Consider the following 21,199-nt stretch of genomic DNA (forward strand, 5'->3'; position numbering starts at 1 on the left):
TTGAGTCCGGACCGCACCGGACATCGACAAGGGGCACCTCCCCGCTCTGTCCTGAAACCTGAGAGTTTGGGCGCACCGCAACTGCGGCGTGCTCTTCACCTTCGGTAAGTTCCGGCCCTGAGGCCGACGCTTTCTCCAGAGTTGCCTCTGCGCTGCGGTACTGGGGCCTGAGAGATTCCCGGGGAGGAAGTTGCTCCTACGGCGCCTCCGAAAGGAGGTTCTCCCGCTGCGCGTCAACGGCGTCTTCAGTTGTGGTTTGCCAAACAGTACACAGGCGCCGCGGGTTTGTCTCCTCGGACCGACGGTCTTGCCAAAAGTCCTCGTCGTTTGGCATCCTCGATGGATCCTCGCTCGGACGTGACCGCACACGCCGGGCGATGGGAGCCCAGATACCCGCAGCCGCAACGGTTGTCGATGCATGCTCGCTCTCCCCGCTCACACTCACCCTTCCCGGTGCCGCGCTGCCGACCGCGCGCCTCGACGTCGCATACCGACCGGTTTCGACCGGTCATAGGAGTTCCCCACATGACTGCACACCCTGAGCCACCCCCCGTCGCTCCGCTCGCCCCTGACGGCCGCCGACTGCTCCGCCTCGAAGTCCGCAACACCCAGACCCCGGTCGAACGCAAACCGTCGTGGATGAAGGTGCAGATGCGGACGGGGCCCGAATACCGGGACCTCGCCGCCCTCGTCGAACGCGAGAACCTGCACACCGTCTGTCAGGAAGCGGGCTGTCCCAACATCTTCGAATGCTGGGAGGACCGTGAGGCGACGTTCCTCATCGGCGGAAGCCAGTGCACCCGGCGATGTGACTTCTGCCAGATCGACACCGGCCGTCCCGCCGCACTCGATCGGGGCGAGCCCAGGCGGGTCGCGGAGTCGGTGCAGACCATGGGCCTTCGGTACGCCACCGTCACCGGCGTGGCCCGCGACGACCTGCCGGACGGCGGCGCCTGGCTCTACGCAGAGACGGTGCGGCAAATTCACGAACTGTGCCCGGGCACCGGCGTCGAACTGCTGATCCCCGACTTCAATGCCGACCCCGGGCAGCTACGTGAGGTGTTCGGCACCCGCCCGGAAGTACTGGCGCACAATGTGGAGACCGTTCCCCGGATATTCCGTCGTATCCGCCCCGCCTTCACCTACGAGCGTTCCCTCGAGGTGATCACGCGGGCTCGGGAGGACGGTCTGATCACCAAGTCGAACCTGATCCTCGGGATGGGGGAGACCACGGACGAGGTGATTCAGGCACTCCGGGACCTGCACACCGCCGGCTGCCAGTTGATCACGATCACGCAGTATCTGCGTCCGTCGGCCCGGCACCATCCGGTGTCGCGGTGGGCGAAGCCGGACGAGTTCGTCATGCTCGACGGGATCGCCCGCGAGATCGGATTCCTCGGCGTCCTGTCCGGTCCGCTCGTGCGCTCGTCCTACCGGGCCGGCCGCCTGCACGCCGAGGCCCTCGCCGCGACCGCAGTTCACTGATCCCGATTTTCTTCCGTTCCAGCAAGGAGTTCCCATGTCTACGCGATCTGCAGATGTCGTCATCCTCGGCGGCGGTTCCGGTGGCTACGCAGCCGCCATCCGTTCGGCCGAACTGGGCCGTTCGGTCATTCTCGTCGAGGAGAACGAACTCGGCGGCACATGCCTGCATCAGGGGTGCATTCCGACGAAGGCGCTGCTGCACTGCGCCGAGGTCGCGGACAGTGCCCGCACCGCTTCGCAGTTCGGTGTCGACGTCACGTTCGACGGTGTCGACCTCGAGAAGGTCCTGAGCTACAAGAACACCATCGTCACCCGACTGCACAAGGGGCTGCAGGGACTCGTCGACTCGTACGGCATCACCATCGTCAACGGCCGCGGACGGTTGGTCGGACCCAACGGGGTGGAGGTCGACGGCGAGTTGATCACGGGCGGCGCCGTCGTCCTGGCGACGGGGTCGTCGCCGAAGACGCTGCCCGGCATCAGCATCGGCGGCCGGGTCGTCACCAGCGATGAGGCGCTCGTGCTGCCGTCGGTCCCGAAGAAGGCGATCATCCTGGGCGGCGGTGTCATCGGCGTCGAATTCGCCAGTGTCTGGGCCTCGTTCGGTGCGTCGGTGACGATCGTCGAGGCGATGCCGCGGCTGGTGCCGAACGAGGACGAGACGATCTCCAAGTACCTCGAACGGGCTTTCCGTCGCCGCAAGATCGCCGCGAAGACAGGTGTGCGGGTGACGGAGGTGACGCAGGACGAGGATGCGGTGTCCGTCACCCTCGACTCCGGCGACGTGCTCGACGCCGACGTCGTGCTGGTCGCGGTGGGGCGCGGCCCCAACACCGCGTCCACGGGGTTCGAGGAGACCGGGGTGATGCTGGAGAGGGGATTCGTGGTGACCAGCGATCGACTGCGCACCACGGTGCCCAATGTCTTCGCGGTCGGCGACATCGTCCCCGGGCTCCAGTTGGCCCACCGCGGCTTCCAGCAGGGCATCTTCGTGGCCGAGGAGATCGCCGGGCTCCGCCCGGACGTCATCGACGAGACCGGCATCCCCCGCGTCACGTACTCCCACCCCGAGGTCGCGTCCGTCGGGTTGACCGAGACCGCGGCGCGGGAGAAGTTCGGCAAGAACGTCGAGACCGTCACCTACGACCTCGCCGGCAACGGCAAGAGTCAGATCCTGAAGACGTCGGGGGCGGTCAAACTCGTGGTGGCGCCGACCGGGGTGGTCGTCGGCGTGCACATGGTCGGCGACCGAGTCGGCGAGCTGATCGGCGAGGCGCAGCTGCTCTACAACTTCGAGGTCGACGCCGCGCAGGCCGCGAAGTTCGTGCACGCCCACCCCACGCAGGGTGAGGCGCTCGGTGAGGCGCTGATGGCAGTGGCCGGCAAACCACTCCACGTCCACGGCTGAGCCTAGGCCCTCCGGGCCCGTGCGCCTTTCTGGTTGTTCCAGCAACCACAAAGGCGCACGGGTGGCGGAGCCGCCTCAGTGGGTAGTCAGCGGTGCGTCCGCGGTGGCGTCCACGTCGGTCTTCTCGAACCGCAGTCGCGACACGGCGAGTCCGGCGAGCACGAAGGACGCGGCCACGAGGATGTACAGCTGGGTGGGCGACCAGTCGCGGTCGAGGAGGGCGCCCGCGACGATCGGGGACGCGATGGCGCCGACGCGGCCGATGCCGATACCCCAGCCGACGCCGGTGGCCCGGACGGCGGGCGAGTAGACCGACGGCGTGATCGCGTACAGCCCGGCGATGCAACCGTTGGCGAAGACGCCGATCAGGGCGCCGAGCCCGAACGCGATGACGATGGACGCGGTGGCGGGGACGAAGACGACGAGCAGTACGCCCGCGATCGCCATGTAGGCGATGAGCACTCGCTTCAGGGCGAAGCGCGCGGACAGTGCCCCGAGCAGGGTGGCGCCGAAGATGCCGCCGAGGTTGAGGAGCACCCCGCCGGTGACGCCCTGGTTCGCGGACATGCCGGCCTCGACCAGCAGTTTCGGGGTCCAACTGGTGACGAAGTAGAAGCCGAACATCGCCGTGAAGAACGCGAACCAGACCAGTAGCGTGCTGCGGCGGCGCTGCGGGGACAGCAGGACACGCATCGCGAATCCGGCGTCGGCGGTGGCGGCGGCACGCGGTGCGGGCAGTTCGTCGAGTCGCGGCTGACCGACCCGCTGGGCGAAGGCGTTGATCCGGTCGAGGGCGTTGGCCGGCCGCCGGACGAGCAGGAAGTCGATCGATTCGGGGAGCCGGGCGTAGACGACGGGGATGATCGCCGCCGTGCACAGCCCGCCGAACAGAAACACCGCGCGCCAGCCGAGCGAGTTCTGCAGGACGACCGCGATGATTCCGCCGAGGGTGGCGCCGACGGCGTAACCGGTGGAATTGAGGCTCACAGCGAGGCCGCGCCAGCGGTTCGACGCGTACTCACTGGCGATGACGTTGCTGCTGGCGAGGATTCCGCCGATGCCGACGCCGGTGAGGGCGCGGAGCAGGCCGAGCTGGATCGCGTTCTGGCTGACCGCCGACAGCAGCATGCCCGTCGACGCGAGTGCCAGACACAGCAGGATCATCGCGCGGCGTCCGATGGTGTCAGCCCATGGCGCCAGGAACAGCGACCCCGCTGCCATGCCGAACAGTCCGGCGCTGAGCAGGAGGCCGACGACCGAGCCGGACAGATCCCACTCCTGCGACACCGACTGCGCGGTGAACGCCATGACGAGGACGTCGAAACCGTCGAGCACGTTGAGTAGACCGCAGATGGCGATGGCGCCCCATTGGTAGCGCGTCATCGGGCTGCTGTCGATGCGTTCGCGTAGGTCGAATTGCATGCGCTGGACCTGCTCTTCCTCGGAGGTGGGCTGTGATGTGGCTCACGACTCACCTACCGTGGCGGACAGGTCACTCGTTTCCAACTTCGCTTCCGAATGTCGGAATACGAGAAGTAGCGGTTGGATGCGGTACTGGGCCATGATTTCCCTGTTGACAACTGGAAGACTCCGGGCGACCGGCAGTGGGCGAAAGGTCCATGGATGTGACTGGCTCGGGTTTCGGTAATTCCTGGTCGGCGGATCGGTTGTTCGCCGGGCCGGGCGAGACACGGGAGCGGCTACGCCGCACCGATTGGGCGGCCACGCCGCTGGGGCCCGTCGAGACCTGGTCTGTCGAGTTGCGGGCGGCAGTACGGACCGTGCTGCCCTCCGAGGTTCCGATGTTGCTCTGGTGGGGGCCTGAGCTCGTGCAGATCTTCAACGACTCGTACACCCGGGTCCTCGGCGCCAAGTACCCGGCCGCGATCGGTGAACCCGGTGCGCAGTGCTGGGCGGAGATCTGGGACGAGGTGGGTCCGCTCGCCGAGCAGGTGATGTCGGGTGGTGCGGCGACCTATACGGAGAATCAGCCGCTGTACCTGCTGCGGCACGGGTACCTCGAGGAGACGTACTGGACGTTCTCCTACAGTCCCGTGCAGGACGAGGACGGGAATGTCGCCGGGGTCTTCGTGGCGACGACCGACGTGACCGCGACCGTGCTCGGCGAGCGTCGACTGGAGACTCTGCGGCAACTGGGCACCGTTTCCACCGCAGGCGGCGACGATCCGCTCGTCGATGCCTGCCGTGCGGTCGTGCGGGTACTCGGCGACAGCGGACGAGACGTTCCGCTGGCCGCGATCTATCTCCGTCGCGAGGTCGTCGGCGGCTCGGGTGACGACGCCGCCGAAGACCTCGTGCTCGTCGGTGCCGTGGGGGTGGACGACGACGGCGAGTTCAGGCCCGCCCGGATCCCAGCGACCGACGTCACCCGCCACCGTGGCCGGGCGCCGGGTGAGCTCGAGCCCGCCGCGACCAAGGCGGTGACGGAGGTGAGGCTGTGCCCGTTGATCGTGACGGGTCACGCGGAACCGGTGGGTGTGCTGGTGCTCGGGATCAGTCCGTATCGCGCGTTCGACGACGCATATCGGGGCTTCGCCGAGTTGGTCACGGCGAAGGTGTCGACCCTGATCTCGGACGCCCTGGCCTACGAGTTCGAACGCGACCGCGCCGCTGCGCTGGCGGAACTCGACGCGGCGAAGACGCGGTTCTTCGAGAACGTCAGTCACGAGTTCCGTACCCCGCTGACCCTGTTGCTCGGACCCCTCGAGGCATTGCGCGAGCGGACCGGGGACGAGTCGCCCGCAGATCAGCGCGACGCGATCGCGGCCGCCTACCGGGCAGCGGTCCGGCTGCAGCAGCTCGTCGACGACCTGCTCGATCTGTCGAAGGCGGAAGCCGGCCAGCTTCTGCCGCGCGCGGAGCCGACCGATGTCGGCCGGTTGACGGCCGACTGCGTGAGCATGTTCGATTCCGCCGCCGTGCAGGCCGGACTCGCACTCCGGGCCGATATCGACGAAGGCTCCGGTCCGGTCGAATTGGACCGCGAGATGTGGGTGAGGATCGTGCTGAACCTCGTGTCGAACGCGGTCAAGTACACCCGGTCCGGATCCGTGTCCGTCGCGCTCCGCCAGGACACCGGCCGGCTGGTGCTGAGCGTGACCGACACGGGTGTCGGAATTCCGGCCGAGGAACAGGAACGCGTATTCCACAGGTTCTATCGCGTCGAGGCCCGCGGGTCGGGCAGTGGCGGCGTCGGCATCGGACTTTCCCTGGTGGCCGATTTTGCCGCTGCGCTCGGCGGTTCCGTCGATCTCGACAGCGCACCGGGCCGGGGCAGCACCTTCACCGTCCGCATACCGCGGATCCCGGCGCCCGACGGCGTGACCCCGCGCGCGACCGACCGACCCGTCGGCGCGGTGACGCCCTTCGGCGACGTCGACCAGCGGGAACCGTCCGCCGAGGTCGCGGTATCGAACGAACGTGGGGCGGACCGCCGCCGCATCCTGCTCGTCGAAGACCACCCGGACCTGCGGGCGTACCTCACCCGATTGCTGCAGGAGCAGGGCTGGGACGTCGACCCCGTCGCCGACGCGGAGTCCGCGCTGAAGCACGTCGCCGCCCGTCCGCCGCATCTCGTGCTCAGCGACATCATGCTGCCCGGTCGCGACGGCATCGACCTCCTGCGGGAGCTGCGATCGGAGCAGTCGACGGCACGGCTACCGGTCGTTCTGCTCACCGCCCGGGCGGGAACGGAGTCGACCGTCGACGGGCTGAACCACGGAGCCGACGACTACATCGTCAAACCGTTTCAGCCGAACGAACTCGTCGCGCGGGTGCGTGTTCATCTCGAAATGTCGTGGCTTCGTGAAACTCTGATCACGGACAGTGAGCTCGAGTCGAAACAACTGCGCACGGCGCTGGATACGCGGACAACCCTCAGCCAAGCGGTCGGGCTGACCATGGCCGCCTTCCAGTGCGACGCCGACACCGCCTTCGACAAGCTCTCGTCGTATTCGCAGAATCGCAACGTCAAACTTCGGGAAATCGCGGCGGAGGTGGTCGCGAACTTCGCCGCGGGCACCGACCGCGAATAGAGCCGCAGTTTCCCTGAGGCGCGTTACGGGTAGGCGTGACCGATGAACGACGATCATCAGCACGCCGAACCGGAACCCGACGATCCGCGTAAGCCGGATTCGCCTGCGGACCTGACTAAGCCTTCCTGGTGGTACGTCATCAGGAAGACGGCGCACGAGTTCACGCGCGATCAGTGCACCGACCTGGCCGCCGCACTGACGTACTACGCGGTCCTCTCCCTGTTCCCTGCGCTGCTGGCGCTGGTCTCGTTGCTGGGTGTGTTCGGTCAAGGGCAGCGCACCACCGATGCGGTCCTGCAGATGGTCGACGATCTCGGGCCGTCCTCCGCCGTGGACACGTTGCGCGACCCCATCGCGCAACTGGTCGCGACGCCGACCGCGGGAATGGCCCTCGTTCTCGGCCTGCTGGGTGCGGTGTGGTCGGCGTCCGGCTACATCGGGGCGTTCGGACGCGCGATGAACCGCATGTACGAAGTCGAGGAGGGGCGTCCCGTGTGGAAGCTCCGGCCCCTGATGCTGGCCGTCACCGTCGTCGGTCTGGTGCTGGTGGCCGCCGCAGCGGCGATGCTCGCCCTGAGCGGCCCCGTCGCCCGCTCGCTGGGTGACGCGATCGGATTCGGCGACACCGCCCTGACCGTCTGGAACATCGCGCGTTGGCCGTTCGTCCTCGGCATCGTCGTGGTAGCCGTGGCCATCCTCTACTACGTCACGCCCAACGTGAAGCAACCGAAGTTCCGCTGGATCAGCGCCGGCGCGTTCCTCGCCATCGTCACGTGGATCCTGGCGTCGGTCTTGTTCGGTCTGTACGTCGCCAACTTCGGCAGCTACAACAAGACCTACGGCTCCCTGGCCGGCGTGATCGTGTTCCTGCTCTGGCTCTGGATCACCAATCTGGCGTTGCTCTTCGGCGCGGAACTGGATGCCGAACTCGAACGCGGACGGGAGTTGCAGGCCGGCATGCCGGCCGAAGACGAACTGCAATTGCCGCCTCGCGATACACGGGTCTCCGACAAGAACGCGGAGAAGTACGAGCAGTACGTGCAGCAGGGCAAGGCGCTACGCGAGAGTGACGGCGACACGTCCGACGTCGAAGCCGTGTGCCCTCCGGGCCCGTGAGTACTTATTAACCGCCCGTGGTTAACAAGTACTCACGGGCGGCGGAGCCGCAACCCGCTGAACGTCATGGCATCGTCCACGATCTTGCCGTGCCGCAGTGTCACCAGGTCGCGGAAGTAGTTCATCCGCAGCCGCCACGGCGCTTTCGAACCCTGCTTCGGGAACGACTCCACCGACCGCAACACGTACCCGGCGGCGAAGTCGAGGAACGGCTCCTCCTCGACCGAACTGTCGCGCTCCGGGGCGCACTGCGCGAACCCGTTCGCGTCCATGTGCGCGAGCAGACGGCAGACGTACTCGCACACCAGGTCGGCCTTGAGCGTCCACGACGCGTTGGTGTACCCGATGACGAACGCGAAGTTGGGCACCCCGCTGAGCATCATTCCCTTGTACGCCATGGTTTCGGTGAGGTCGATGTCGTGGCCGTCGACGGCGAGCGTCATCCCGCCGAACGCGAGCAGGTTCAAACCTGTTGCGGTGACGACCACATCGGCGTGCAATTCCTCACCGGACTTCAGCGTGATCCCGGTTTCGGTGAAGGTGTCGATGTGATCGGTCACGATCGACACCTCGTCGTTCCGAATGGCGCGGAACAGATCCCCGTTGGGAACCAGGCATAGTCGCTGATCCCACGGGTTGTATCGGGGCGTGAAGTGGGTGTCGATGTCGTACCCCTTCGGCAGCCACTTCTCCTGGAGTTGCCGGATGCGACCCTTCATGAATTCCGGGTATCGCTGGCACAGTTGGTAGATCGCGGTTGCCACCGATGCGTTCTTCAGGCGGGTGAGGCCGTAGGCGAGCTTGGCGGGCAGGTGCCGCCGCAGCTTGTTGGCCAGCTTGTCCTTGGCCGGCATCGAGATGATGTAGGTGGGCGAGCGCTGCAGCATGGTCACGTGTGCGGCGTCGGCAGCCATGGACGGCGCCAGCGTCACCGCGGTGGCTCCGCTGCCGATGATGACGACGCGCTTGCCCGCGTAGTCGAGGTCCTCGGGCCACTGCTGCGGGTGGACGACGCGACCACCGAACCGGTCGATTCCGGGGAACTCGGGAGTGTAGCCCTCGTCGTAGCGGTAGTAGCCGCTGCAGGACATCAGGAAATCGGCGGTGAACCGGACCTTCTCACCGGTGTCGGTGCGCTCGGCGTCGACGGTCCAGTGCGAGTCGGCGGTGGACCACTCGGAGCGGATCACCCGATGCCGGAACCGGATGTTCCGGTCGATCCCGTGCTCAGCCGCCGTGTCCTTGACGTACTCGAGGATCGACGGCCCGTCGGCGATCGACTTGTCGTTCTCCCACGGGCGGAACCGGTAGCCGAGGGTGTACATGTCGGAATCGGAGCGAATGCCGGGGTAGCGGAACAGGTCCCACGTGCCACCGATCGATTCGCGGCTCTCCAGGATTGCGTACGTCCGGCGGGGAAAGTTGTCCTGCAGGTGGTACGCGGCACCGATCCCGGACAGTCCGGCCCCGATGATCAGCACGTCGACGTGTTCGACGGGCGCCTTGGCCGCGGTGGTCTCGGCGGCGGTCTCGGTGTGTGACATGAACACTCTCTCGCTGGCTGGGAAGGGGGGTTACTTCGGGTCTACGGCGACGTCGTCGAGAGCGACATTACGTGCGCTGGTGGACCGGCCGAGTTTCGCGACCTCCTCGTCCATCAGCGGAAGAATGCGGGGGACGTGGGGCAGCGTGTTGCGATCGCCGACGCGCGAGGTCACCACCGACTTCAGCCAGCCGGCGAGCGCGACCCACCGCGGCACATAGACCCGGCGTTTCCGCTTGGCCAGGGCATCGACGAATGCGTCGACGCAGGGACCCACCGACGACGTCTTGCCGACCGGTCCCGGCAGGACCGCGAGAAGTTGGTTGAACGCCGTGAGGTCGGCTTTCGCGTCCTGGACGAGCGGGGTGTCGATCCACGACATGTGGGCCGAGCCCACGGCGACACCGCGGTGCGCGACTTCGAGACGCAGGACGTTGGCGAAATGCTCGACGCCGGCCTTGCTCGCGCAGTACGCGGCCAGACCGGGCGCGGGTGCGAACGCGGCGAGCGACGAGACGATCAGTATGTAGCCCTTGCGCTCGATCACGGACGGAAGCGCAGCGCGGACGGTGTAGAAGACGCCGAGGATGTTGACGTCGATGACCCGTTTGAACCTGGCTGGATCGACCTGCATCACCGAGCCGTAGCTTGCGATGCCGGCATTCGCGACAACGAGGTCGATGCCGCCGAACTTCGCAACACCGTCGTCGACGGCCTTCTGTACGGCGGCAAGGTCGCAGACGTCCGCGGCTACGGCGATCGCGACGTTGTCACCGAGTTCGGCGGCGAGGGCGTTCAGCGGCTCGGCGTCCAGATCGATCAGAACCAGTTTGACGCCCTTGCGGGCGAGGGCGCGGGACGTCTCGGCTCCGATGCCACGCGCTGCCCCGGTGACGAGAGCGACTTTGTTCCTGAGCGTGGGCATGGGATCTCCTGGCGTGTGATCTGGCACCGTTTGGTGTCAGTTTGTATCTGGAACTGTGCGGTGTCAATATGGGGGCGTGAGTTCGCCCAAGCTCGACGAAACGGGCCGCACCTACCGCGGTGCGGGTCCGCGCCAGCGTCAGGAAGAGCGTCGCGTGCGCCTCGTCGACGCGGCCGTCGAAGTGTTCGGGACCAGCGGATACCGGTCCGCGACGGTGGAGAAGATCTGTTCGACCGCCGGGCTCACCAAGCGCTACTTCTACGAGTCCTTCGACGACAGCGAGGCCCTCCTCCTGGCCGCGTACGCAAGCGTGACCGACCGCCTGCGGGACAGCGTCCTGCACGGAGCGGGGGCCGGCGGCGCCGATCTCGACGCGCGGGTTCGCGGTGCACTCACCGCCTTCTTCCGATCCGTCGCCGACGACCCGCGGATCCCGCGGATCGCATTCCAGGAAGTCCTCGGCGTCGGGCCTGAGGTCGACAACGCCTACCGCCGCGTCACCCTGTCGTTCGTGGACGCCGTTCTCGTCGTCATCGGTCCGGCCGTCGACCGGACCGCATTTCCCGACTTCCACCTGCGCACCCTCGCGACCGGCCTGGTGGGAGCCGTGCTGATGATCGCCCAGCAGTGGGTGCTGTCGGAGAACCCGCAGCCGATCGAGTCCGTCATCGGCAGCGCGCACACCATCCTCTCGGCCGTCCTGGGGCAACTCGGTACCCCGCCCATGTGAGTGGCGCGGCGTCCGGGCGCACGCTTTGCCACTCACGTGCGCTGACCTGGGATTGCGTGCGCCGGTGGGAATCCGGGCAAACCCCTGACGGCATCACATATATGTTGTTAAATACCTGACATGTCCGGTGCTGTGCACTGTCAATCACCGTGGGTCCGCAATACGACGATCCGCGCGGTGCTCGTCGCGCTGCTCGGGGTGGTCGCGCTCGCTACGCCGACTCCGATCGTCGCGCACGCCGCCGGCTACGAAGGCCTGCTCGACATCACGCCGGCCAACGCGGCGGCGGAGTCGATCGGCGGACTCGACCCCCGGCTGCCCACCGATTCCGCCGTACTCGGTGCCGCGCTGGCGGCCGCCCGCTCCGACGGCGTCGCACCGACGCGGTATTCGTCTTTGCTGCAACAGTATTGGCTGTCCCGCGGATCCGAGGCGTCCGGCATCGACCTGGCCGCGTGGGATCCGAACGCCGGACTGATTGCCAATGCTGCGGTGGTCGACCGGGTGTACGAGAACTACGGCCGGTACCAACTTCAACGCGCCGAGCTCTACTGGTCCGGGATGGCCGGGCTGGCGGGAGGGTCGTTCGCCGCGGGCTTCTGGGACCTCGACCTCGGCCGCAGCGTGCTCGGAGTCGACGCCGTCCACACCCTGGGCAACGCCGTCGCGTCCACGGTCCGTGGGTTGCCCGGCGAGGCGATGACACTCCTGCCGACAGACCCGAGAACGCTCGCCACCGTCGGCCCGGCGATGACCGCCGACGACATGGACTGGTACCAGAAGCGCCTGCTGATGATGCAGAAGCACATCTACTTCGACATGGTGCCCATGCACGAGGCGTACCTGAACGAGGGCCGGGCCGCTGTCGAGGAGATGGCCGCCGTCGGACTGCTCGACGAGAACGCCGAGATCGCCTGGAACGGCATCTTCTCCGGCTCTCCGACGGGCTACGCGGACGCCCTGTTCCGGATGGCGTCGCGTGAGCAGAATCAGATCATCGCCGATCAGTGGGACGTCACCGCGGCAGCCCGCGACGGCGTCGGCCGCGCACTCACCTACGCCACCACCCTCGCGGCGCAACCCTCGGTTCCCGGTTCGCGCGCACCGGGACAGGTTTCGCCGATGTCTGTGGCGGGCGACGTGAACGGCTCGGCCTATCGTCTCCGCACGCCCCTGCCCGGCTTCAACTGGGCCGATCGCGAACCGCGCTGGCAGTACATCGTCGGTGACATCGCGTCGTCCTACCAGCGGCTCGCCGAGGGCCGTCCGGGAGAGTTGCGGGCCCTGCTCGCGATCCCGTTCCGCGACTTCGTGGAGAGCCAGCGGGTGCTGCGGCGGGTACCCGACCTCGCCCGCGACATGAGCGCCGGCTGGGAGTTGTCCCCGGCGCAGCCGTAGGCGGGGCACGTTGCCGGCTTTCCAATGGATGGATATGACGTTGCGCACGCGTGGGCGCGGTTGGCACGTTGTGTCACACCACGCCAGGCCGATCGCAGGAGAGTCGATGAACGTATCCGCCGTCACGCACGACAGCCCGACGACCGCGACACCCACCGAGGTCGCGAAGACGCCGAAGAAGGCGGCGCTCGCGTCGTTCCTCGGAAGTGCGCTCGAGTACTACGACTTCTTCATCTACGGATCCGCCGCCGCCCTCGTCTTCGGGCACACGTTCTTCCCGGCCGGCAACGACGCGATCGGCACGGTCGCCGCGCTCGCGACGTTCGGCGTGGGCTACGTGGCCCGGCCCGTCGGCGGAATCGTGCTCGGCCACTTCGGAGACAAGCTGGGCCGCAAGAAGATTCTGCTGCTGACCCTGCTCATCATGGGCCTGTCCAGTCTCGCGATCGGATTCCTGCCCACGTACGAGCAGATCGGCATCGCCGCCCCGATCCTTCTCGTGCTGTGCCGCCTCGCGCAGGGATTTTCCGCGGGTGGTGAGGCCGCCGGCGCCAGCACCCTCACGCTCGAGCACTCACCGGAGGGACGACGGGCGTTCTTCACCAGCTTCACGATGACCGGATACGCCGCCGGGATGGTCCTCGCGACCCTCGTCTTCATCCCCGTTGCCGCCTTGCCGAAAGACCAACTCGACAGCTGGGGCTGGCGAATTCCGTTCTGGTGCAGCGCGGTGATGCTCGTGGTGGCCTACTTCGTCCGCACCAAGCTCGACGAAACTCCGGTGTTCGAGGAGTCACGCGAGCAGGAAGCAGTTCAGAAGCTGCCCGTCGTCACCGTCCTGACCACCCAGTGGCGTGACGTCCTGCGGATCGCGCTGTGTTCGCTGTTCGCGGTCGGGCAGACCGTGTTCACGGTCTTCGGGCTCGCCTACGCCACCGGGCCCGACGTCGGCATCGACCGCACCACGATGCTGTGGGCGTCGTCGGTGTCGATCGCGGGCTCCATCGTCGCGATCCCGCTGCTCGCCAAACTGTCGGACCGCGTCGGACGCCGCCCCGTCTGGATCGCCGGTGCCCTCGGGTGCGCCGTGACAATCTTCGGGTACTTCTGGGCCATCTCGATCGGCTCCATTCCGCTGATCTTCGTCGCCGCGCTGTTCACGATGACGCTGTTCTACTCGATGGTGAACGGCCTGTGGCCCAGCTTCTTCACCGAGATGTTCGCGGCGCCGGTGCGCTACTCCGGTTTCGCGGTCGGTACGCAGATCGGCTTCCTCATCGCCGGCTTCGCCCCGGCGATCGGCTGGGCACTGCTGGGCACCGGAGTGAACGCGTGGATCCCCGTCGCAGTGTTCACGGCGCTCTGCATGCTGGTCTCATCCGTCGCCGCCTTCACCGCCCGCGAGACGTACCGGGTGCCGCTGGCCGAACTCGGGCGTCCGGCTACTCCTCAGGAGTAGCCGGAGGACAATAGGGCGATGTCACGGACACCGACAGGAGAATCGGTCACTGCCCGCGTCGTGAGGGTTCTGTCCTCCTTCGACGCGGACACACCGTCCCTGTCGGTGTCCGATATCGCGCGTCGGTCCGACCTTCCCGTCGCCACGGCGCACCGCATCGTCGGGGAACTCGTGAAGTACCGCCTCCTCGAACGCAACGACACCCGTATCAGCATCGGCGTGCGGATGTGGGAACTGGGCTCCCGCGGCTCACACACCCTGAGCCTGCGCGAAGCCGCGATGCCGTTCATGGAGGACGTGAACGCCGCGATCAAGCAACACACCCAGTTGGGCATCCTCGACGGCAACGAGGTGCTGTTCGTCGAACGGCTCTCCACCCGCGGGTCCGTCGTCAACGTCACCAAGATCGCCGGACGTCTTCCGGTGCACGCCTGCTCGTCCGGTCTGGTCCTGATGGCCAACGCCTCCCGCGACGTGCAGGACGAACTGCTGTCGCAGCCGCTCGAACGCTACACCGACGCCACCGTCACCGATCCCGACCAGATGCGACATCTCCTCGCCGAGGTCCGGCACCAGCACTTCGCGGTGGCCGCCGGTCTCATCACCCCGGGTGCGACGGGAGTCGCTGTGCCCGTGCGCGACAGCGACGGTGGCAGGGTGATCGCCGCCCTATCCGTCGTCATACCGCACGATCAGGCCAACCCGCAGTCGGTGGTCGCGGCGCTGACGACGGCGTCGCGCGGCATCACCCGGGCGATGACGCGCGGATCGCGGCACTGACAGAATCCCTTTCCATCCATTGGAGTCGCGCTGTGACTCGGCTCTCGGATCGGTCAGAGTGGTTGTCACGAACACACCGTCACCGATCACACATTGCGAGCCGAAAAACACTACACACCAGTGCTTTCGCCGATGTCCGATCGAGTGTCGACACTCCAGGGAAGGTCCAAGCATGAGCTCGAAAACTGTCAAATGCGACCTGTTGGTCATCGGATCCGGGGCCGCAGGCATGGCCGCGGCACTCAAGGCGGCGAGCGAGGGGCACAGCGTCATCGTCGCCGAGAAGTCGCAGTGGCTCGGCGGCACCACCGCGATCTCGGGCGGCTGGGCGTGGGTGCCGGGCAACAAGCAGGGCCTTGCGCAGGGTGACACCCGTCAGGAGATCGAAACCTACATCCGCGCACTCGCCAAGGACTGCTACAAGGCCGAGATGGTCGACACGTTCCTCGACGAGGTGCCCGAGGCCATCGACTGGCTCGAGCGCGACACCGACGTCGAATTCGTCTACCCGGAAATGGCTCCGGACTACCAGATGGACGCGCCGGGCGCGAAGCCGTCGGGACGCGCGATCTCGGGCAAGGTCGTCGACGCCCGCACCCTCGGCGAGAACCGGTTGCGGTTGCGCCCCTACCTCGACACCTACACCGTGTTCGGTTACATGCCGGAGGTCGGACCCGACATCGCGCAGTTCCTCCACGCCAACCAGTCGTTGAAATCGTTTGCCTACGTGTCGAAGAAGCTCCTCAAGACGTGGGTCGAAACGGTGCTCTGCCGCCGATCGTTCGACCGGACCAACGGCAATTCGCTGATGGTGCGGATGGTGTCGTCCGCCGCGAAGCTCGGCATCCGGATGTGGACCGAGACGCCGGTGACGAAGATTCTGCAGTCGGAGAACGGGGTCGTCACCGGGGCGGTACTCGGGGGCGTGCACGCGGAAACGGTGGAGGCGCGGCTCGGTGTCGTCATCGCGGCCGGCGGCTACTCCTCGGATCCGGCACTGCGAGCCGAGTACTGGGGTCATGATCCGCACGGCGACAACCACTTCACTCCCACGGTCGGGCACGACGGCGACAACGTGCGCCTGGCCGCGCCGCTCGGCGGGCACGTCGACACGGACGTCCACGAGCCGGCCGCGTGGGCCCCGGTGACGGTGTTCACCGGTCTGCGCGGGCAGCAGCGGATCTTCCCGCACTTGCGGGCGTTCGGGCTCCCCGGATTGATCGCCGTGAACCGCAAGGGCGAACGATTCGCCAACGAGTCGAGCTCTTACCACGACTTCGGCATGGCGATGATTCAGGAGAACGTCGGCCACGACGAAACCTTCGGCTACATCATCGCCGACTCGAAAGCCATGAACAAGTACGGAATCGGCTACGCCAAGCCGTGGCCGATTCCGCAGGGATACTTCAAGAAGACCGGATTCCTCCACAAGGCCGACACGGTCGACGAACTCGCCCGCAGGATCGGTGTCGACGCCGCCGGGCTGAAGAAGACCCTGTCCGAGTTCAACGCGGGAGCCGCCAAGGGGGAGGACCCGAAGTTCAATCGTGGGTCCAACTGGTTCCACCACTTCAAGGGCGACATGGAACACCAGCCCAACCCGAACCTCGAGCCGCTCGACAAGGGACCGTACTACGCCGCGAAGATCGAGATGGGCGACCTCGGCGCCTACTCCGGCCTCGCCGTCGACCGGCACAGCCAGGTACTCGACGACGACAACCAGCCGATCCCCGGTCTCTTCGCCGCCGGTTCCGCGGCCGTCAGCATCTTCGGCGGCGGCTACCCGGGCTACGGCGCCAACATCGGGCCCGCCCTCGTCTTCGGGTACACCATCGGCCGGGACGCCGAGATCCTTGCGTCGCTGCGCAGCGAATCCGTCGAGCCGACCGTCCTGGAAGAGGTCTGACGTGCCGTTCTTCCTCGTCCGCTACACATACACCGGCGACACGGCCGGCCGGGACCAGCACCGTCCCGAACACAAAAGCCACCTGCAGGCCGCCGCCGACCGCGGACTGATCCTCGGGTCCGGACCGTTCGCGGCAGGAGAAGCACCCGGCGCGGCGATGATCTACGAGGCCGCGGACAGGCAGGACGTCGTCGACGTCGTCGAGGGCGACCCGTTCCTGACGCGCGGGTTCGTCGCGTCGCACGACATCACCGAATGGATTCCGATGATCGGCCCGTGGGCGGTCGCAGCAGTGGGAGGTAGGTCATGACGGGTCGAGTGGCAGGGAAGGTCGCCGTCGTCACGGGGGCGAACGGTGACCTGGGCGGCGCGACCGCGCGGATGCTCGCACGAGAGGGGGCGCTGGTCGCGGCCCTCGACCTCAAAGTGCCGGATGCGCCGTGGGATTCGACGGCGATCACGTCGTTCGCCGCCGACGTCACCGACGAGACCAGCGTCGCCGAGGCCGTCGCGGCAGTGGTGGAGACCGTGGGTGTTCCCGACATCCTGGTCAACTGCGCCGGCATCATCGGGCGGCCCGCGCCGTCGCACGAGGCGTCGGTCGCCGAGTTCGACCAGATCTTCGACGTCAACGTCAAGGGTGTCTGGTTGACGACCAAGCACGTCGTGCCCCACATGATCGGCCGGAAGAAGGGCAGCATCGTGAACTTCTCGTCGATCCACGGGCTGACCGGAGGCTCCAACGTCCCGCTGTACCACGCGTCGAAAGGTGCTGTGCGGCTGCTCAGCAAGGCGGACGCCGTCACCTACGGGCCGCACGGAATTCGCGTCAACTCGATCCACCCCGGGTCGATGCGGACGGCGATGAGTCAACGGTCGGCCGAGGGCAGCGCGATCGGACCGGAGGAGTATTACCGCCAGCTCGTGTCGGGCAACCCCCTCCCGCGGCAGGGGGAACCCGACGAGATCGCGTACGGGGTGCTCTACCTCGCCTCGGACGAGTCCGGCTTCACCACAGGCACCGAACTCGTCGTCGACGGTGGGTACACGGCGCACTGATTCTCTTGCCGCGCCCAATGTCACACTGGTTCAGTCTGACTGCACCCCTGTGACATTGGGCGAGTCCGTCAGCCGAAATGCCGCACCAGCCGGCGATGCCGGTGCGCGAAGAACGCGCCGAGGACGCGGGCGAGCACCGGCGTCAGCGGCACCAGCGGGAGCCGCGGCTCGAACGTGATCCGGTCGTGGACGCCGGTGCTCCCGTCGTCGAAGGGCCTGAGCGTGCGTTCGTGCTCCCACCGGCGCATGCTGAGCATCGTCGACTTCTCGTGGAACCGCCGGCACGGTTCGAGTTCGGCGATGGTCAAATCGTCGTAGTCGAACGGGACGAGCCCGAACAGCCGCAGCCACGCCCGCCCGAGCGGTTCACCGACCGGAACGGAGTCGATGGTGATCGACTCCCGCCCCCGCGGGATGCTCATCGTCATCCACGGACGCATTTCGTCGTTGATCCCCTCCGGATCGACGACCCTCGCCCACACCTCTCCGATCGGTGCGCCGACGACCGAGCTGCGTTCGATGATCACGGTTCCATCATCGTTCGACATATGAGGGTGTGCAACGGCTTCGCGTCTGCGTGCGCGCCGAAGTCCCGTGACGAGCTCTACCGCCCGGACGGGACGGTCGAAACGACCTACGGCGAGCGCTGAGGCGGCCCAGACAATCTGTGGTGGAAAGAGCGCTGACGTCGTTGATCGGAGACGGTACGAGAAATGAAATTGTCGGGGCGCAACAGTGCGCACAAACCATGAGTGACACGGTGCCGGGCTCGTGTGGCCGCAACGCCCCCGCAGCCTGCGCCCACCGAGATGTAGGCCGGGCTCTTGTCAAGTTGTGATTCAGCGAAACGAAGTCCCCCGAACCGTATGGTGTCGGGAGACCTCGTTGTTTCAGACTGCCCTCGAACAGGGGTTTACCGGTGTTCGGTATCAGTGCCGGGGTGGCAGGGATTCTTCGACCTTCAGGGGCTCCACTTTGCCCATGACGAAAAGGTAGTTGGCCGCACCCAGCAGTGCCACGGCGCCGATGACGGCGAGCGGAGCGATGTAGGAGCCGGTTCGGTCGACGAGTACGCCGATGACGACCGGGGTGAAAATGCCGGCCAGGTTGGAGGCGAAGTTCTGGATTCCGCCGATCGACCCGACGTGGTTCGAACTCGGGGCGACATCCGCCGGCAGGGACCAGATGCCGGTCGCGGCGATGGTCAGGCTGGAGTAGGCAAGCGACAAGAGCGCCAACGCCATCCAGGCCTCGGGGACGACGGCCGCGAACATGATGACTGAGCCGCCGGCCAGCCCTCCGGCGATCTGGGTCTTGCGGACCCGGGTGAGCGAGTGCCCGCGCCGGACCGCCCGGTCGGCGGCGAGACCGCCGAGCCAGCCGCACGCGACCGCGCACACACCGGGGAGGGCGCCGAACATGCCGAGCTTGAGGAGGTCGAATCCGCGTTCGCTGACGAGGTAGCTGGGGAAGAAGGTGATGAAGAAGTAGATCGCGCTGTTCAGGCAGAAGAAACCGAACATCATGCTCAGGATGGTGCGGTAGCGGAACAGCGACCGCCAGGGCAGCTTCGCCGCGGCGGCGTCGTCGTTGCCTGCAGTGCGGGCGCCGCCGTCTTCGATGTGCGCGAGTTCGGCGGCGTCGACCCGCGGGTGTTCCTGCGGGTTGCGGTAGATCTTCCACCAACCGAAGGCCCAGACGACACCGAGTGCGCCGATGACGATGAACACGCCGTGCCAGGTGGTGAACGAGATGATGAGCGCGACGATCGGCAGCGCGATCACGGCGCCGACGCGGGAGCCGGAATCCCAGATGCTCGTCGCGAAGGCGCGCTCGCTCTTCGGGAACCAGGTGGCGACGACCTTGGCGGAGGTGCTCGGGGCCGGGCTCTCCCCGACACCGAGCAGAAAGCGCACGGCGAACAGGGATGCGAAACCCTGGGCGAGGGCGGTGGCCATGGTGCATACCGACCACCACAGGGAGGCGATCGTGAACGATCTGCGGGGGCCGACCTTGTCGACGTACCAGCCGGCGGCGAGCTGGCAGACGTCGTAGGCCCAGAAGAAGGCCGCGAAGATCAGGCCCTGCTGGGTGGCGGTGAGGTGGAAGTCCTCACCCATGAAGGGCAGGGCGACGGCCAGGCTGGAGCGGTCGAGGTAGTTGATGCTCAGGCCGACGAATGCGAGCCAGATGATGGCCCAGCGCATTCGTGTCATGGTCCGAGGCGCTTTCACTTCGGAGGCACTTCCTACGGCAGTACTCATGTGGGTTCTCCCTGACATGACCATTGTTTCCTCAGGTGGACAAGCACCGAGGCAGGTGGGATGCGGTTGGCTGCGACCCAAAATCAAATCGTATAGGAACCGCAGTGATCGTATAGGCATCATAGAAACAGGTGATGGCGGTCACTGTCAAGGCTCCGCGTGGCCCACGGGCGGCCGAAAAGGGCGGCGCGGCGCGGCGGTGTGCCCCGCCCTCTATCGGACGATGCGTACTTTCGACGACTGCGTGGCCCCTGCGGGGTCGATCGGCGGCAGATCTCCGTCGAAGGCCTGCGCGAAACGGGAGAAGGAGTTGCGGATGTGGTCGGCCATCGCCTGTTCGGCGGCCTCCGGTTCGCAGCTGCGGATCGCCTCCCAGACGCGGCGATGCTCGGCGATGGTGACCGTGCCCTCGACGTCTGCGGGGTAGAGCCGGAAAATGTGCAGGTGGCAGTGCGTCTGGACGAACGCCTGCTGGACCACACGGTTGCCTGCCGCGCCGAGGATGGTGTCGTGGAAGCGGGTGTCGTGGGCGACGAGATCCTGCCGCAGGTCGCCGCGGTCGTCGACGCGGCGTTCGAAGGTCTCGAGTTCCCGGTCGAGGGTGTCGCTCGGGTTCGCGAGGCGGTCCACCGCCGCTGACCGTGCGGCCCAGGGTTCGACGAGCAGGCGGAATTCGAAGAGGGCACGGAGTTCGGGCAACTGCAGTAGGGGAGTGGTGCTGTACCCGCGGCCGGGACTGTAGACGACGAGGTTGTCGCCCTCGAGCCGTTGCAATGCCTCTCGGACGGGGGTTTGCGACACCCCGAGATCGCGCGCGATGGCATCGATGTTCATCCGGGTGCCCGGGGGGATCTCGCTGGCCACGATGGAATCGCGAAGCGTCGAATACACCTCGCCGGCCGCCACTTTGGGCTGGGTCCTCGGAGTAGTGGACGCATCTTGCCTGGACATGACGTACCTTCCTTCACTCCTCGGGCCGCGAGCGTGACGCGCCAGGTCACGGGCACTACGACCTGCCGACTGTATACGCCGAGCGCCGACTCGCCGCCTACCAGTGTTGCTGTCTGACGT

General features: G+C 66.9%; 17 protein-coding genes and 1 riboswitch. Of the genes, 11 read left to right on the forward strand and 6 right to left on the reverse strand.

Annotation, left to right across the window (positions count from 1 at the left end; all coding sequences use genetic code 11):
* Window positions 1-145: 145 nt before the first annotated feature.
* Window positions 146-236, reverse strand: a riboswitch (glycine riboswitch).
* Window positions 237-525: 289 nt separating this feature from the next.
* Together lipA and lpdA are read left to right on the forward strand one after the other, a co-directional pair.
* A complete protein-coding gene (gene lipA, locus ACFWAY_RS07230; RefSeq protein WP_378450569.1) occupies window positions 526-1,485 on the forward strand; it encodes a lipoyl synthase in 960 nt (319 codons plus the stop codon).
* A gap of 34 nt (window positions 1,486-1,519) precedes the next feature.
* Complete coding sequence (gene lpdA / locus ACFWAY_RS07235; protein WP_378510290.1) at window positions 1,520-2,893, forward strand: dihydrolipoyl dehydrogenase; 1,374 nt, start codon at window positions 1,520-1,522, stop codon at window positions 2,891-2,893.
* 75 nt (window positions 2,894-2,968) lie between these two features.
* On the opposite strand, the gene ACFWAY_RS07240 is transcribed toward lpdA, so the two are convergent.
* Window positions 2,969-4,315, reverse strand: a complete 1,347-nt coding sequence (locus ACFWAY_RS07240; RefSeq protein WP_378510291.1) for an MFS transporter — start codon at window positions 4,313-4,315, stop codon at window positions 2,969-2,971.
* A 197-nt stretch (window positions 4,316-4,512) separates the two neighbouring features.
* Between ACFWAY_RS07240 and ACFWAY_RS07245 the strand changes: the two genes are divergently transcribed.
* A complete protein-coding gene (locus tag ACFWAY_RS07245) occupies window positions 4,513-6,948 on the forward strand; it encodes a response regulator (RefSeq protein WP_378510292.1) in 2,436 nt (811 codons plus the stop codon).
* Window positions 6,949-6,990: 42 nt separating this feature from the next.
* On the forward strand, window positions 6,991-8,064 hold the full coding sequence (locus ACFWAY_RS07250) for a YihY/virulence factor BrkB family protein (protein ID WP_378450573.1): 1,074 nt from the start codon (window positions 6,991-6,993) through the stop codon (window positions 8,062-8,064).
* A gap of 32 nt (window positions 8,065-8,096) precedes the next feature.
* Here the strand turns inward: ACFWAY_RS07250 and ACFWAY_RS07255 are convergent, their stop codons facing one another.
* Both ACFWAY_RS07255 and ACFWAY_RS07260 read right to left on the reverse strand, forming a co-directional pair.
* Window positions 8,097-9,608 carry a flavin-containing monooxygenase gene (locus ACFWAY_RS07255; RefSeq protein WP_378510293.1) on the reverse strand — a complete coding sequence of 504 codons (1,512 nt, stop codon included), beginning with the start codon at window positions 9,606-9,608 and terminating at the stop codon, window positions 8,097-8,099.
* A 30-nt stretch (window positions 9,609-9,638) separates the two neighbouring features.
* A complete protein-coding gene (locus tag ACFWAY_RS07260; protein ID WP_378510294.1) occupies window positions 9,639-10,532 on the reverse strand; it encodes an SDR family oxidoreductase in 894 nt (297 codons plus the stop codon).
* A gap of 76 nt (window positions 10,533-10,608) precedes the next feature.
* On the opposite strand from ACFWAY_RS07260, the gene ACFWAY_RS07265 reads away from it, so the two are divergent.
* From ACFWAY_RS07265 to ACFWAY_RS07295, 7 genes are all read left to right on the forward strand, one after another.
* Window positions 10,609-11,262, forward strand: coding sequence for a TetR/AcrR family transcriptional regulator (locus tag ACFWAY_RS07265; RefSeq protein WP_378510295.1), 654 nt, complete (start codon window positions 10,609-10,611; stop codon window positions 11,260-11,262).
* A 120-nt stretch (window positions 11,263-11,382) separates the two neighbouring features.
* On the forward strand, window positions 11,383-12,660 hold the full coding sequence (locus ACFWAY_RS07270; RefSeq protein ID WP_378510296.1) for a hypothetical protein: 1,278 nt from the start codon (window positions 11,383-11,385) through the stop codon (window positions 12,658-12,660).
* 106 nt (window positions 12,661-12,766) lie between these two features.
* The gene (locus ACFWAY_RS07275; protein WP_378510297.1) at window positions 12,767-14,119 is read left to right on the forward strand and encodes an MFS transporter; all 1,353 of its coding nucleotides are present in this window, start codon (window positions 12,767-12,769) and stop codon (window positions 14,117-14,119) included.
* Between the two features lie 18 nt (window positions 14,120-14,137).
* Window positions 14,138-14,899: an IclR family transcriptional regulator gene (locus ACFWAY_RS07280; RefSeq protein WP_378510298.1), complete on the forward strand. Its 762-nt coding sequence runs from the start codon at window positions 14,138-14,140 to the stop codon at window positions 14,897-14,899.
* Between the two features lie 172 nt (window positions 14,900-15,071).
* Complete coding sequence (locus tag ACFWAY_RS07285; protein ID WP_378510299.1) at window positions 15,072-16,805, forward strand: FAD-dependent oxidoreductase; 1,734 nt, start codon at window positions 15,072-15,074, stop codon at window positions 16,803-16,805.
* A 1-nt stretch (window position 16,806) separates the two neighbouring features.
* Window positions 16,807-17,115, forward strand: a complete 309-nt coding sequence (locus tag ACFWAY_RS07290; RefSeq protein WP_378450581.1) for a YciI family protein — start codon at window positions 16,807-16,809, stop codon at window positions 17,113-17,115.
* Entirely contained in the window at window positions 17,112-17,864 is a 753-nt protein-coding gene (locus ACFWAY_RS07295) for an SDR family NAD(P)-dependent oxidoreductase (protein WP_378510300.1), read from the forward strand. Before ACFWAY_RS07290 ends, ACFWAY_RS07295 begins: the two co-directional genes overlap by 4 nt.
* Before the next feature lie 68 nt (window positions 17,865-17,932).
* Here the strand turns inward: ACFWAY_RS07295 and ACFWAY_RS07300 are convergent, their stop codons facing one another.
* The 3 genes from ACFWAY_RS07300 to ACFWAY_RS07310 form a co-directional block, all read right to left on the reverse strand.
* On the reverse strand, window positions 17,933-18,391 hold the full coding sequence (locus ACFWAY_RS07300) for a hypothetical protein (protein ID WP_378450639.1): 459 nt from the start codon (window positions 18,389-18,391) through the stop codon (window positions 17,933-17,935).
* 402 nt (window positions 18,392-18,793) lie between these two features.
* A complete protein-coding gene (locus ACFWAY_RS07305; protein WP_378510301.1) occupies window positions 18,794-20,128 on the reverse strand; it encodes an MFS transporter in 1,335 nt (444 codons plus the stop codon).
* A gap of 213 nt (window positions 20,129-20,341) precedes the next feature.
* A complete protein-coding gene (locus ACFWAY_RS07310) occupies window positions 20,342-21,079 on the reverse strand; it encodes a GntR family transcriptional regulator (RefSeq protein ID WP_378510302.1) in 738 nt (245 codons plus the stop codon).
* Between the last annotated feature and the right edge of the window lie 120 nt (window positions 21,080-21,199).

Origin of the sequence: Rhodococcus sp. NPDC059968, from assembly GCF_042738615.1 — a bacterium.
GTDB lineage: Bacteria > Actinomycetota > Actinomycetes > Mycobacteriales > Mycobacteriaceae > Rhodococcus_F.